This is a genomic window from Nostoc sp. PCC 9305 (genome assembly GCF_963920915.1).
In the GTDB taxonomy this organism is placed as follows: Bacteria; Cyanobacteriota; Cyanobacteriia; order Cyanobacteriales; family Nostocaceae; genus Nostoc.
Window position 1 is genome coordinate 65,351 of record NZ_CAWUDN010000014.1, and the last position, 14,212, is coordinate 79,562.

Here is a 14,212-nt window from a genome sequence, read left to right on the forward strand (position 1 = left end):
CCCCATACCCACTGCCCCATTATCCCAATTTTTCCCGCAAGCAATTAGCAATACGTAGTGCTGCTCCCGGTTTGCCCATACGTCGCCCACCATTTTCAGCAATAATTTGCAAATTATCAGGGTTTTTAAATAGGGATTGTACAACCTTCGCTACTTCTGCCGGTTGCTCAATTAAAATCAAAGATGATCCCAGAAGACGACTTTGAGATTCAGCAAAGCCAGAGTTATATTGTGGCCCATTACCGGGAATCGCGATCGCAGGTTTGCCTAAACCGATAAACTGTTCTGTGGCTGTACCTGCCATTGCGATCGCTATATCTCCCAAATGCAAGCAATCATTATAGGCTTGTTGTGTCAATAGTAGATAAGCATTTCTCTGTTTAAATGTCAAGACATTTGGATCGCGAAGTTGGATAGGAGATGCTGATTCAGCGCGCCAGCCTTGGGATTGCACACTTTTGGATAAAATATTAGAGTCTAAACCAGGAGCGATCGCACCTAAAAACACTACTGTGTTAGAAGTATAAAAGATTGAATCTCGCTGTTGAAAACTTACCATCAATGCAGATACGGCAATCATAATTGTTTCCCAGTTGGTGTATGCTTCTGGCGAACGAGAACCAGGAAGAAGAGTCACTACAAAAGGTCTAACTGTCTCTTGCTGTTGGATATTCTGACTATAAAATTGTTGGCGTGAAAACGTTGGTTCTAGACCATCCATCATAGGATTACCCAAATAAAAAGCTGGAATTGGCCATTGTTTTAATGTTTCCGTCGTCAGCGCATCTCTCAGGAACACAGCCTTACAACGGCGACGACTCATTAACCAACGTTCCCAAGGATGGTAAACTGAACCAGAAAAGTTTTCCCAACGTGCGTCTTTAGATTTCCGTGGTAATAATCCAGCTTCATCTCGCACATAATATTCAGATTTTGCTGTACCGACAAAAGCATAATTAGCGCCACTGAATGTTGCAAACAACAGCGGCACAATATCTCCCACTGCTAAAATCGCTCTTCTATTACCTAATTTTTTTTGAGAACTTACCCAACGGCGGATAGCTTTAATTTGGCTGAGGGTAAGTTGCAATAAACCACCGCGTACATCCCGTGCTAATTGGTGGCCATCCATATAAATAAAGCCGCCAGAAGGCATATTCAGGACTGAACCGATAAAGGGGATATCCAACTGTTCATAAGCACGTCCTTCACCTACCAGAGGCAAAGCAAATACCTCTGGTGGGTTTGGTTGTCGTTGGAGTTCTTGCAAAATACGAACTGCAATCATGTCTTCCCCATGACCATTACTTAATACAAGTAACCGCAAAGGAGAAGTTGCAGATTGGGAGTTAGAAGCTAGAGATGACCGAGATAGATTACTCATAAGAAACAAAATATCAAAATTAACTGTCTGTTTGGGTAAGAGGTATAAATAGGGAAATCGACGAAGAAGCTGGAAGTTAGTATTATCCCTATTCGCTAGCGTCTCTACAACTAACTCCCAGTTAATTAGGTTAAATATTTATGCGAGTTTCTACTACTGCTATTTTTACTTTAGCTACTTTAGCTGCTGGGAATGTTACTCAGCAAGCAACGGCTGCACCTGCTAAAACCGTTACTCCAACTGCAAAAGCTGGTAATTTGGTAGTGCCGATAATTGAAGACACTCTCGCACGGGTAGAGACAATTGCTTCCCCAGAAACTATAGTTGCACAACAATTTTCCCAAAATCCCGTCACCGTGCAAACAGGTGCAAACAAAAATTCCCCAGTAGTCTTAAAATCAGCAGACAAGGGAAATTCATCAGTAATACTTCCTCCCACTCCCTCTTTTTCCCCTTCATCCCCCAAAACTCCTGCTACTGAAAGCAATTTGGTAGTCAGAGCTACAGATGTACAGGTGGTGGGAGCCAATCAAGAATTACAGCAAATCATTCGCCAGGTAATTAAAACCCAGGCTGGTGGAGAAACCAGTCAAAGCCAGCTACAAAAAGATGTAACAGCAATTTTAAATACAGGTTTATTTAGTAGTGTCAGTGTGAATAGCTTTAGCACACAGGCTGGATTGAATGTAGTATACCAAGTTCAACCGGTGATAGTGCGATCGCTGCAATTATCTGGTGCTAAAGTACTTACCTATCAAGTCGCCCAACAAAGTTTGCAATCTCAGATTGGAACCACCATTAGTCCTAGTGGACTGCAACAAGCAGTAGCACAAATTAACAAGTGGTACGCCGACAATGGTTATAACTTGGCGCGGGTGCTATCAATTAAACCCAGTTCTCAAGGCATTCTCACTGTGAATGTCGCTGAAGGCTTGGTAAGTGATATCAAGTTTCGCTTTGTCAACGATGAGGGTAAAACCGTTGATAGCAAGGGTAATCCCGTTGTAGGACGCACCAAAGCAGATTTCTTACAACAACAACTCAAGTTGAAATCAGGTCAAATTTTCCAAGAAAATGTCGTTAAACAAGACATTCAACAGCTATATCGTACTGGTTTATTTGAGAGTGTGAATGTTGCCTTAGAAGGAGATGCGACAAAACTCGATTTAGTCTACCAACTCAAAGAAACTGGGGCGCGTGGTGTTAACTTGGGTGGTAGTTACAATGCCGATCAGGGATTGGTAGGTACAATCAGCTATCAAGATCAGAATGTCGGCGGTGTGAATGATACTTTAGGCGTGAATGTTGGGGTAAGTAGCCGAGACTTGCAGTTTAATACCAAATTTACTAGCCCCTATCGGACAACTAACCCCGATCGCTTCGGCTACACTGTAAATGGTTTTCGTAGTCAGGAACTTTCGGAAACCTTTGATGACAAGATTAAGCTAGCTAACGGCGATAAAGTGCGAGAAGGTCAAATTGGCGGTGGTGTCAGCTTGCAGCGACCAATTGACGATTGGAATACCTCATTAGGATTAAACTATACCCGAACTAGTATTCGCGATCGCCAAGGTAATATTACCCCAACTGACGCTCAAGGCAATCCCCTCTCTGCGAGTGGAACTGGTATTGACGACCTAACTACCGTATCCTTCACCGCCACCAAAGACCAACGGGATAATCCCATCAATCCAACTCAAGGTTCCGTTTTGAGTCTGAGTACAGAACAATCTATACCCATCGGCGAAGGTAATATTTCCCTCAATCGCCTCAAAGCCAATTACAGCCAATATTTACCAGTGCAGTTATTTAACAGCAAACAGCCACAAGTCTTTGCGGTGAATGTCCAAGCCGGTACCGTCCTTGGGAATTTACCGCCCTACGAAAGCTTTAACTTGGGTGGTTCCAACTCAGTGCGCGGTTACGATTCTGGAGAAGTTGGCAGTGGGCGCAGTTATGTGTTGGCTTCGGCAGAATACCGTTTTCCCGTTTTACCAATCGTAGGTGGTGTATTGTTTGCCGACTTCGCCTCAGATTTAGGTTCTGGTGATACTGTATTAGGAGATCCGGCGGGTGTACGAGATAAACCAGGTTATGGTTTTGGTTATGGGGCGGGAGTGCGACTAAATTCACCACTAGGCTTAATTCGGGCTGACTATGGTATTAACGACCAGGGAGAAAGCAAAGTGCATCTGGGAATTGGGCAGCGATTTTAGTCTGAGTTCAGGCGTTGCTGAGAAAGTCATATCTAAAAACTAAATATGCGTTATCCAGAACCCTTGTAGAGACATAGCAGTGCGATGTCTCTACATTCTTTTTAGCTCATATCTCTATTAGCGATCGCCTTTGAAAATGACTTTTATAAATTGGCCAATTTATTACACAATATTTAATAGTATATAAATTTCAATAATCAAAGGAAAAAAGCTATTGTCACGTTTTCACGAGACATTAATTTTTTAATAGCGCTAGTCATGCAGAATATAAAAAAATATTATAAGTAATAGCATGGAAAAAAGTGTTATTAATGCCAGCCTTTCTACTCAGAACCTAACCTTTCGTCCAGGTGATACTCCTGTATCATTTGAGGTAACTGTCAATAATGACAGCGATCGCTTCGTCAATTTTCAAATAGAAATTACCGCAGCCGGAGAAATCCGCAACACAGGATATCGTTGGTATAGACTCGAACCAGAGGTAGCGGCAGCCAAGCCACCAGGCAGTAGTACCATCTTCCAAGTTTTCGTATTCAATACACCCATACCGGGATTTGTTGGTACTGTCAACCTGATGGTAAATATTTTCTCACCGCAATTAGCACAACAGTCCAGACTTGTGCTACGCCTGAAAATCGAGCGAGACAACAGACCAACACACTTAAGTGTAGAGTTGCCTGTACGAGAGTTCCAAGTTTATCCCCGCAATTCTGTCGATATACCAGTACGGGTGCGGAACTTGGGGCAGCAACCAACTGAGGTAATGCTACGTTTTACAGGCGTCGATCCGTCTTGGCTAGCTGGCAGTGCAGAACGCCGATTACCCTTAGATCCAGGTGGTTTAGCAGAAGCTACATTCCAATGCCAACCTCCTTCTGTAGTGCAAGCGCCCAGTCAAAATTATCCTTTTACTATTGAAGCTGTTAGCAATAATGGTTATCCAACTAATGCTGAAGGCAACATTGAAGTTTTGCCAGTGGGTTTTATAGACTTTACTACCACCGAAAAACACCTGAAAATCCCCAATAAATCGGCATGGTTGCCTGACTGGAAATCTGATACTGCTTCCTTTGAATTACTATTTAAAAACGCTAGCAATCTCAACCAGGAAATTAATGTGCAGGTGCAGGGTAGAGACTGGCGAAAATGTAGTTTTAAAAAGCTTCCTGAAACTGCCAATCTTCATCTAGGAGAGACAAGTAAAGTCATCCTCGATGTTAAAACAAAACGCCCTTGGGTGGGAATCGGTAAAACTTTGTTGCTAGAGGCTAAATCGGAATTATCCGACCAACGTTTAGGAAGTACAGACCCAGCCACGCAGACATTAGAAGTAGAGACTTTGCCAATTATACCTTTATGGCTACAATTGGCTGCGATCGCACTATTAGCCGCACTCCTAGCATTAATCCTGCAACCAAGAGGTGTAATGCATACCCGTTCTGTCAACTCAGTGCGTTTTAGTGGCATTGGTTTATCTGTGGTCAGTGGCTCAGATGATTGCACCTTAAGATTTTGGAGAATTGGTGCTGATAGTTTAGACCCTGATGATACTGTAAGATACGCTGGGCAGCCCCTTGCTTGCGAGCAAGCACAACAGCCCAAAGGGTTGATGACCATTACCGATGATGCTGTAGAAGTCTTGCGCTTCATGCCATTACAAAATAATCGTGTTGCTGTTGGTTTAGATAATGGTGTAATTGAACTCAGAGATGTTCCTTCAGGTACAAAGATTAGCCAACTTCAAGACCTTAAAGATCCTAAAGCAAAAGGCGATCGCGTTTTTGACCTAGCTTTCACCTCAAACTCACTTAACTTATTCAGTGGGTATGGCAGCGGTAAAGTGAGACTATGGTCAAGACCAGCACCTAACAGCGATTTTCTGCCAGAACCGCAAGTTATTGACATACAAAGTAGATTGAAACTCTCAGGTTTCCAAGTCCGGGCATTAAATCTCAGCCCAGATGCAAAAACTCTAGTAATTGCTGGAAACTTTAAGCGTTTTATATTGTGGCAATGGAATCAAACTCAATCTGATAAACAATCGCCAAGTTTATCAGTACAAAATCTAGAAAAACTAGACCCATTAGTTGGGCCTGAAGACTTTATTTGGGGATTAGCTTTTGTTCCTGACTCAACAGGAAAAATCCTCGCAACTTCTGATTCTGCGGGATTTATTACCATTTGGGATTTAAATCAGTGTCAAACTATCAAAAATCCGAATCCGCTAGAAAAAGTAAATGAGCTTAATTGTACGCAACTAGACCGTTGGTCAGCATCAAAAACATCTGTGCGGACTCTAGCATTTAGTGACGATGGTAGTCTCTTAGTAAGTGGTGGCGATGATGGACGAGTCGTAGTTTGGTATTTAACTCCCGAACATAAGCTTGACAAAGCAAGAGCAGCAGAAGGTAAAACAATTTACCAAAGCTCTAAAAAAATCAATAGTATCGACTTGAAAACTAATCAAGGAACCATGATTGTGAGTGGTGGTGAAGATTTTCAGGTCAAATTACACCGCATCAAATAAGGGAATCAATGACATGCAAGCTAAATTTAATCCACTGCAAGTTATTATCAACCCACCTGGAATTCAATTTGGGATGCCAGGAGATACGATTGAACTCTATATTGTTGTAATCAATCAGGGAAATCAAAGTGCGGTTATTGACTTATATTTTGTTTTTGATGAAGTATTTCAAAATTTAACCGGCTGGTCTAGTTCTCCCAGAGAAAGTTTAGCATTAGCTCCAGGGCAAAATAGTGACGAAGTGAGATTTGAGTTTCAAATTGCCGCAAATGCTCTCCCAGGAACCTATGACTATACACTAGTCGTAGATTCTCCTCTACATTATCCACAAGATACTCCCATAACTTTCGCAAACCAAATTAAGGTTCTGCTAAAAGAACAGACTGCAATTCGGGTGAACGACCCGACATTTTCCATTAGACCTAACACCAACCCCAACAAACCGTTAATTTTCAATCCTAGTGAGCCTCTGCAAGTGGAGGTCATAGTAGACAATCGCTCTTATCTCGTAGACAGATTCCGCTTGAGTTGTCCAGATTTAGACGATGACTGGTTCACAATTAATTATCCTGCAACTGGATTTGAGGGGCCAGGATTAGTGTCTGACGTGACTGCAATAGAACTCAATCCTGGTACTCAAGGTCAAATATTGTTGAAATTTCACCCACCTGGGGATACTCTTGCGGGAAGCTATTCGCCGACAATCCGCTTGTATTCAGAAAACTCTCCAGATTTAGTACTACTGGATTTGGTGTATATCCAAATTCCGACAAATTATCGCTTAGATATACAACTTCATACCATCTTGGGACAAGTTAGCCGTAGTCTTGGCAAGTACGACTTATCACTAGCTAACCAGGGCAATATTGTCCGCGAACTGATATTAAACTTAAAAAGTCGAGACGAAGAAGAACTATATACTTACAAATTCGATCCTACTGAAGTCAGATTATTACCTAATAGAAGCGCTTTGGCTAATTTGACAGTCAAACCCAAACCTTGGTGGCGACGACCGTGGTTTGGTGCAGGGCTAGCGATCAACTTTCAACTCGATATCAAAGACCAACAAAATTTACCCCTACCGAACACACTGCCTCAAGGAACTTTGGTATGGAAACCCCGTCCTTGGTGGCAATTTCTTCTGTTAATTTTGGTAATTTTGGGGTTATTGGGAGGGATAGGATTTATCATTTGGCGAATTTTAAACCCCGATCCTTTGAGATTAGAAAATTTTAGTGCAAATGACTCTCAAATTACTGAAGGTGATGAGGTAGCTTTAAACTGGGAAATTCATCAATATAAACAGTTAAAAAAGTTAGTTTTGACGGCTAAAGGTTTCCAACCTATTCAGCCTATTACTTATGACTTTAGCAATGGCATTCCTGAAACACTGGGTAAAGGAAGTGCTAATGAAATCCCTCCTTGTCAGGTACAAGATAAACAAGAGTTAATTTGTAGCAACGTCAAAACTGGAGTGAAAACAAAAGGTAATTACACTTTTGAATTACAAGCCTTTTATCGCAATGGCATCCAAATATTTTCCCGAAATAACCAAGTAGTAGCGCAAACTACCCAGGTAGAAATTGCAGAAAAACCAATTGCATCAGTAGTTAATTTTCAGCTAGATAAGCCCCAGTACACAAAAGGTGAAAATATTCTTTTTAGTTGGACAATTGCACGTCCATTATTACTGTCACAACTACAGGTTGTTGGCAATGCAGATGATGGTACATCTTATGGTGAACCAGTTACTTACAAATTTAATCAAGGCAATATTACAGATCCTAAATTTAAAAAACTATGTATACAACAAAATCAACAACTGCAATGTAAAAATATTCCTTTACTAGCAAATAAAGTAGGAAGTTTTGCATTTGAAATCAAAGCTGCTTCTAATAATGGAAGTGACAAAATTAGTTCTAAAAAAGCTGAATCAAAAATTCCAATATTACCCAAACCATTTAAGATTGTCTATTTCAAAATTAACGGTAGCGAACAACCAAATTTGGTTCTCAATGAAGGAACATCTGCTATTCTAAGTTGGAGAGTAGAGGGAGAAAATATTCAGGTTAAACTTCTACCATACGGCAATGACGTTTCAGCAGTTGGTTCAACCAAGTTTCCAGTAAATCAAGCCTTCCCCCCTCAAATCGGACTGCTAGTCAATGATATATCTGGTAAGCAACAACCCCAGCAAAGAGGATTTGCAATCACAGTCCTCAAAAAAGTAGAGCCTACTCCTATACCTGGCATTAACCCAATTCCACCTACTCTGCCACCTAGCAATAGCCCATTTAAGACTCCCTTACCTCAGAGATAACTTTTTGGGCGATGTGAAAAGCAGAGATATATGAAAGTTGCAGACTTTAAGTCTTCCATAATCTATTTAATTCCTGCAAAGAGCGCAAAACTTTGTCTATCGTAGCTTTTGCTAATTCCTGGTTTTATGAAAAGCTCGGCGTCTGCGCCCATTTTCAAGCTGAGGTTTTCGCAACGGTACTACCTCAGCTTCACTACTCTCACGTGCAACCCGAATCAACAACCCAGCAGCTATTAAGCTGGCAATCATAGAATTACCACCATAACTAAACATGGGTAAGGGTAAGCCAGTAGTCGGTAGAGAACCCGTAGCAACACCGATGTGGAGCAATGATTGTCCCACCATCAAAGTCGTCACACCGATCGCTACCAATTGATGTACGATATTTTTAGCCTTCAGCGCCACAACTAATCCGAGAGTGGCGAATGTAGCTAAAAGTACCAACAACACCATACTGCCAACAAAGCCAAACTCTTCAGCGAACACCGCAAAAATAAAATCGGTATCTTGAATTGGTAAATAAAACAGCTTTTGTTGAGAAAGCCCATATCCAGCTCCCCAAGTTTTACCAGAACCAACAGCTAGTAGACTTTGCACCAACTGGTAGCCATCTCCTGTAGCATCCGCCCAAGGATTGAGGAATGACATCACCCGCTTACGCTGATACTCTTTAATACTAATACTGAGTAGTGCCAACATCACTCCACCAATTGCTGTTCCTCCCAGGTACTTGTAAGGTAAGCCAGCGGCTAAAGCAATTAGCCAGATAGTCATGCCGCAAAGTGCCGTTGTACTCAAGTTAGGCTGGGCAAGAATTCCTAAAAGTACCAGACCAAAAACGCCCAACCAAGCCAAGCGAACCCGCCAACTAATTCGTTCCCATTGACCAAAAAGCCGCGCACTTTGCAACACCAAAAAGGGTTTAATTAGTTCTGAAGGTTGAATCGGAATTGGCCCGATCGCAATCCAACGCGCTGCATCAAAAGCTTTTCTTCCCAATCCTGGGATCAGTGTGACAAAAATTAACCCTAAAAACAGCAACAAAAACCAATGGGATAGTCCCAAAATTTTCTGCAACGGCGAATTAACAATAATATTGAATCCGATTAAGGAAACTAAGACCCAAAGCAGTTGACGTTTAAAGTAGTACAAACCATCATTCTGACGGGCATCAGCGACAGGATATGATGCTGAAAATAGCATGATCAAGCCGACGAACAGCCAAATCAACGTTAACCAGCGCAACAACCGCGCTTCTAATGCCCAGTTGGAGACTGAACTATCAAAAATTGGAATCAGGCGGCGTAGATTCACGATCGGTACAGGTAAAAAGTTAGAAATTAGGAGTTAAAAATAAAACTCATAAATCATAACTTATAACTCATAAGTAGGCTTTACAACCATAAATCTTAGAGTTGTTAACTTCAATACATCACTAGTTCAATATTTCTGATAAATTGCAATCTCTACTACGCAGTAAATAAGTAGTATTTTATACTTAAATTTTAGGGTTCTATAGTTAAGAGCGATCGCTCGAAAATTGACTGAAAGTATTTATTTTATTAAACTTAATGATTTCACGCAATTAAGTGATTGTTTGTTCATAGATAGGGGAATTTCAATCCAGAACTCAGTTCCTTGCCCAGGTTCTGATATACATCTTAGTGTTCCGCCATGTTTATCAACTATAATTTGATAGCTAATTGATAAACCCAATCCCGTACCCTTACCGACTGGCTTAGTTGTGAAAAATGGATCGAACAGTCGTTCCTTAACTGCTTCTGTTATTCCTGAACCATTATCAGCAATTCGGATGACACAGTTCGTTTCGATGACTTCCGTAGTAATTGTAATTATATTAGGATTAGTATGAATTTCTGCGATCGCGCGTCTACTATCATAATTATCGAGCGCATCGATTGCATTACTGATAATATTCATGAATACTTGATTGAGTTGGCCGGCGTAGCAATCTACTAAAGGTAAATCTCCATAATTTTTCACTACTTTGATCTCAGGATGATCGACACTATCCTTGAAGCGACTTTGTAAAATCAGCAAAGTACTATCTAGTCCCTGATGAATATCAACTCTTTTCTTCTCCGCCTCATCAAGACGAGAGAAATTCCGCAGAGATAAGACAATTTCAGAGATCCGTTCAGCTCCTACTTCCATCGAATTTAGGATTTTGGGCAAATCATCTAGTAAAAAATCTAACTCAATTTCCTTAATGTATTTTTGAATATCTGACACAGGATTGTCATAAAATTGCTGGTAAAGATGCACAAGGTTCAACAAACACTGTGTATAATCCTTTGCATATTTCAAATTACCATAAATAAAATTAACCGGGTTGTTAATTTCGTGAGCGACTCCTGCAACTAACTGCCCCAAACTGGACATTTTTTCAGCCTGGACTAATTGGGCTTGAGTTTGTTGTAGCTCCCGGAGAGATTTTTCCAATTTTTTAGACTGAGCCTCAGCAATTTCTGCTAAATTCTCCTTGATTTGTAGCGCACTGCGTAGTTGTGCCCTTTGCTGTTTCAGTTCACTTGTTAACTTTTTGGCATCAGCCAAAGCAGTATTCTGAGCTTGTAGCAGAAACAGGAAATCAACAATAGGATCGTGAATTGCAAAGTCTTTAAGTTTAATACCCAAAGGAGCCAGGCTAGTTGTATCTGTAATCCAGGGAGAACCTAAAAAAAATATCACTTCCTCCTCTGGTTGATACATCATCTGACCCTTGAGAAGCATTCCATTGTGGAGAAACTCTAATATAAATAGGGCACGAGATTGTTTACTAATCGCATCAAAATCGACCAGGATTTTTGGACGATTGATCTGAAAATGCTGCTCAATCAATTTACCAACTAATGCTTCAGGACAAATGCGCCCGTAGACATCACCAGCTTGTACAATTTCCCGATTACAGTTAAAGGCAAAGTGGAAAGGAAAAGCTTTCGCCAGCAACTCTGGCGAAAGTGTAAGGTGAGGAGGAGCCATGCTACTGCACTCAATTTGGTTTATAAATCACTAAAAATTCATCATGTTCAGCACCCTCATCTCGACTTTGGGTTTGGGTAATATGAACTTCTGTATCAAACCTGGTTCCCAATCCCTTGACTAGTCCAAGAATCATTGGCGTTAACCCTTCTCTATCAGAGCGATAATGTAAGCTCAGAGAATTTTCTTCTATATCAGTACACTCAAATGATGGGGGTTGGAGTTTAGGAAAACTAACTCCTACACGAGCATGAAGATTATCAAGGTTTTCTAAAAACTCAGGGAGTTCATCTCCACTCATATCCATCAATTCGCCATAGCCTTCTTGAGCAGTGTACTGAACCCAAAATTCCCCAAAGGCTTGCATAATCTCTGAGGAAGATAAACCGAGAATGACACTAGCAGCTTTTACCAGCTTGTGGGTGATGTCATCAGGATAGCCTTCCATACTGAGAAAAACATCTACATCCACCTCTGCTTTCTGCTTGATTGTTTTCCAAGTATCTTCGCCAAAGCGACTGCACACCATGTCTTGAATCGCCTTGTTCACTAATCCGTACATGGAAGCCTCCTCTTGCTGCACCTAATTTTACTTTGTGAATTCGCCCAAGACTCGACAACTAATTTCTTAAAAGGCTTATTTAAATGACAAAACTTTCTGTAATCAAATCTTAAAATGTTTTATTACAGCTTTAAAAATCGAAAAAAGTAGGGAAAACTGTTCGCATTCTAATGCTACAAATACTCATTATTACAACCGTATTTTCACTTATTCGTTTTACCCAGATAGTTTTGAGGTTTTATAGTAAGGACTAAAGTCCTTACTACAAACTTCTTTATCGATCAATTTAAGCTTGACAGATTAACTACAGGGATTCATCAAAAGGCAGCCATGAATCAGGATACAAGCTATATTTAGAGATTTGACGCTGAATACCGTTAAAAAATTGGAGGCGGGCATCCATAGCTTCGGAAATAGCCAGCTTTATCTTAATATCTTCTTCATTCATGCTAATCTGAGGTTCAATCACTGCTGCTAGCTTCGCTGCATGACTATCATCCACATCAATATGGACTTCAAAAAAGATCAGCGATTCTTTGGGTAAAGGAGTAGCGCCAACAATTCCTTTGTATAGTTGCGTATAGAGTGAGCTAACAATCCCTTCGGAAGCATAACAGACGGCACCGAGTGCAGCTAAATAGCCGTACTTATGTGGCATCTGCAAGTAGGTTTCAATAAGGGCGCGAGTTTCAGGTGCAGTGGGTAGTGATGCCAGAGTTTCGTCATGGATACCAAGTGCACGGGTAAATTTACGAAACAATTCTGGGTGAGACTGAGTTATATCTCCCTGTCCCATTTCGTCAAATAGGTTTTCCAAGATGACTAACTGACTAGTTTCATCTTGGCAGCAAGACAAGATGCTAGCCAAAATACGATTAAATTCTTTGGAGAATTTGTACATCTGGACAGCTAGTACCTGTACGTCTGGTAAAAATAAATTTCCAGTCTGACAGCGTGTTAGAAATTCATGATTCCATAAAGGATGATTAGTCGTTATTTCACGGAAGGAATTTCTAACTAAAGAAGATGTCTGTGTCATCGTGATATTTGTAGGGCTAGATGGAGAGGTTGGTCAAGTAACGGGCTAAAAAATGATTCATCTATTGCGATATGTTCTGGAGTTACACGCAATTCCTGTAAAATTGGCATCGTATTGAAGCCAGCAAATTTAAGAGCATTAAAGTAATCCTCAAGAGTTTTATGAATCAATTGCACATTTAGCCAGGAGCCATCTCGTTTCCAAATACGACCAGGAAACTGCCGATCTCGTTTGCTAAAATAGCCTGTACCTTCAACTTGAAAATAAAACGGATATGCTGCCTCCCGCATATATGGAAAAGATGGATGGGGAACACTAAATACAAATCGACCACCTGGACGAAGAATGCGTGCAACTTCTGCCATGCATTCTTGGGTCTGAGCAATTGTCAAATAGTTAAATAAAAATACTGCAACAACTAAGTCAATTTCGCCATCATCAAACTGCTTAAGATTGGTAGCACATCCTACTTCATAGCTAATACCCAATCCATCTTCTACTTCTTGCAAGTTTGCTGCTGCAATCATGCCTTGGGAAAGGTCTATTCCATGTACCCATGCAGCGCCACGTCGGCTTAGTTCTCGACTGCAATAACCTTCTCCACAACCTATATCAAGTACTTGCAACCCAGCAACAGGCTCACAAAGCTCTAGTACAAAAGGGCGGGCTGTAAAGTCTGATAGGGAAGTAGGTTCTCCTCTAATCCACTCTGATGCTGTGCGATTATATAAGTTTTTAGTTGAGTTTTTGTGATTCACATTTGACATTTTTAATTATTTATTTATACTCAAGTTAGACTTGTCTTAATCAATTTAGTTTGGCAAAATCGAAACAGCTGATGTATATGTTTTAACAATTAATATGTTTGTCTGAGAATGTTGATTTTACTGGTTTTATGTTTTTTGTTTAAAACCTATTGTTTTCCAAGGTAAAACTATTTTAAAGATTATTAGCTTGTCAGTTTCTTTAAATATAAGCAGCTAAATTAGATTTAGCTTCATAAACTTTAATGATTACTTAGTTAGTAGCAACTTTATACATAAAAACTTATTTTTTTAACCTCCAACTTCATATAAGCTTTACTAATAAAGTTAAATTAATTCTTCTAATTAAGATAATTAATAAAAATAAAACAGTATATTTTACGAAGTCTAAAGGGAA

General features: G+C 40.4%; 9 protein-coding genes. 3 read left to right on the plus strand and 6 right to left on the minus strand.

Annotation, left to right across the window (positions count from 1 at the left end):
• Nucleotides 1-19: 19 nt before the first annotated feature.
• Entirely contained in the window at nt 20-1,384 is a 1,365-nt protein-coding gene (locus tag ACM0OX_RS07840) for a lipid-A-disaccharide synthase-related protein (RefSeq protein ID WP_414514385.1), read from the minus strand.
• Nucleotides 1,385-1,524: 140 nt separating this feature from the next.
• On the opposite strand from ACM0OX_RS07840, the gene ACM0OX_RS07845 reads away from it, so the two are divergent.
• The 3 genes from ACM0OX_RS07845 to ACM0OX_RS07855 all read left to right on the plus strand — a co-directional run bounded on the left by ACM0OX_RS07845 (nt 1,525) and on the right by ACM0OX_RS07855 (nt 8,447).
• Complete coding sequence (locus tag ACM0OX_RS07845; RefSeq protein WP_414514386.1) at nt 1,525-3,600, plus strand: BamA/TamA family outer membrane protein; 2,076 nt, start codon at nt 1,525-1,527, stop codon at nt 3,598-3,600.
• A gap of 292 nt (nt 3,601-3,892) precedes the next feature.
• Entirely contained in the window at nt 3,893-6,127 is a 2,235-nt protein-coding gene (locus ACM0OX_RS07850) for a hypothetical protein (protein ID WP_414514387.1), read from the plus strand.
• A gap of 13 nt (nt 6,128-6,140) precedes the next feature.
• On the plus strand, nt 6,141-8,447 hold the full coding sequence (locus tag ACM0OX_RS07855; protein WP_414514388.1) for a hypothetical protein: 2,307 nt from the start codon (nt 6,141-6,143) through the stop codon (nt 8,445-8,447).
• 111 nt (nt 8,448-8,558) lie between these two features.
• Here ACM0OX_RS07855 and ACM0OX_RS07860 read toward each other — a convergent pair whose 3' ends face one another.
• From ACM0OX_RS07860 to ACM0OX_RS07880, 5 genes are all read right to left on the minus strand, one after another.
• On the minus strand, nt 8,559-9,761 hold the full coding sequence (locus tag ACM0OX_RS07860) for an FtsW/RodA/SpoVE family cell cycle protein (protein ID WP_414514389.1): 1,203 nt from the start codon (nt 9,759-9,761) through the stop codon (nt 8,559-8,561).
• A gap of 240 nt (nt 9,762-10,001) precedes the next feature.
• Nucleotides 10,002-11,450, minus strand: coding sequence for a sensor histidine kinase (locus ACM0OX_RS07865; RefSeq protein ID WP_414514390.1), 1,449 nt, complete (start codon nt 11,448-11,450; stop codon nt 10,002-10,004).
• A gap of 10 nt (nt 11,451-11,460) precedes the next feature.
• A complete protein-coding gene (locus ACM0OX_RS07870) occupies nt 11,461-12,012 on the minus strand; it encodes a heme NO-binding domain-containing protein (protein WP_334904855.1) in 552 nt (183 codons plus the stop codon).
• A gap of 304 nt (nt 12,013-12,316) precedes the next feature.
• Complete coding sequence (locus tag ACM0OX_RS07875; protein WP_414514391.1) at nt 12,317-13,051, minus strand: TenA family transcriptional regulator; 735 nt, start codon at nt 13,049-13,051, stop codon at nt 12,317-12,319.
• Nucleotides 13,048-13,818, minus strand: a complete 771-nt coding sequence (locus ACM0OX_RS07880) for a class I SAM-dependent methyltransferase (RefSeq protein WP_414514392.1) — start codon at nt 13,816-13,818, stop codon at nt 13,048-13,050. Before ACM0OX_RS07880 ends, ACM0OX_RS07875 begins: the two co-directional genes overlap by 4 nt.
• Nucleotides 13,819-14,212 lie beyond the last annotated feature (394 nt).

Coding starts and splice junctions, on each gene's coding strand:
- ACM0OX_RS07850 (WP_414514387.1), top strand. CDS start 3,893: ATGGAAAAAAGTGTTATTAATGCCAGCCTTTCTACTCAGAACCTAACC.
- ACM0OX_RS07880 (WP_414514392.1), bottom strand. CDS start 13,818: ATGTCAAATGTGAATCACAAAAACTCAACTAAAAACTTATATAATCGC.
- ACM0OX_RS07875 (WP_414514391.1), bottom strand. CDS start 13,051: ATGACACAGACATCTTCTTTAGTTAGAAATTCCTTCCGTGAAATAACG.
- ACM0OX_RS07855 (WP_414514388.1), top strand. CDS start 6,141: ATGCAAGCTAAATTTAATCCACTGCAAGTTATTATCAACCCACCTGGA.
- ACM0OX_RS07845 (WP_414514386.1), top strand. CDS start 1,525: ATGCGAGTTTCTACTACTGCTATTTTTACTTTAGCTACTTTAGCTGCT.
- ACM0OX_RS07865 (WP_414514390.1), bottom strand. CDS start 11,450: ATGGCTCCTCCTCACCTTACACTTTCGCCAGAGTTGCTGGCGAAAGCT.
- ACM0OX_RS07870 (WP_334904855.1), bottom strand. CDS start 12,012: ATGTACGGATTAGTGAACAAGGCGATTCAAGACATGGTGTGCAGTCGC.
- ACM0OX_RS07840 (WP_414514385.1), bottom strand. CDS start 1,384: ATGAGTAATCTATCTCGGTCATCTCTAGCTTCTAACTCCCAATCTGCA.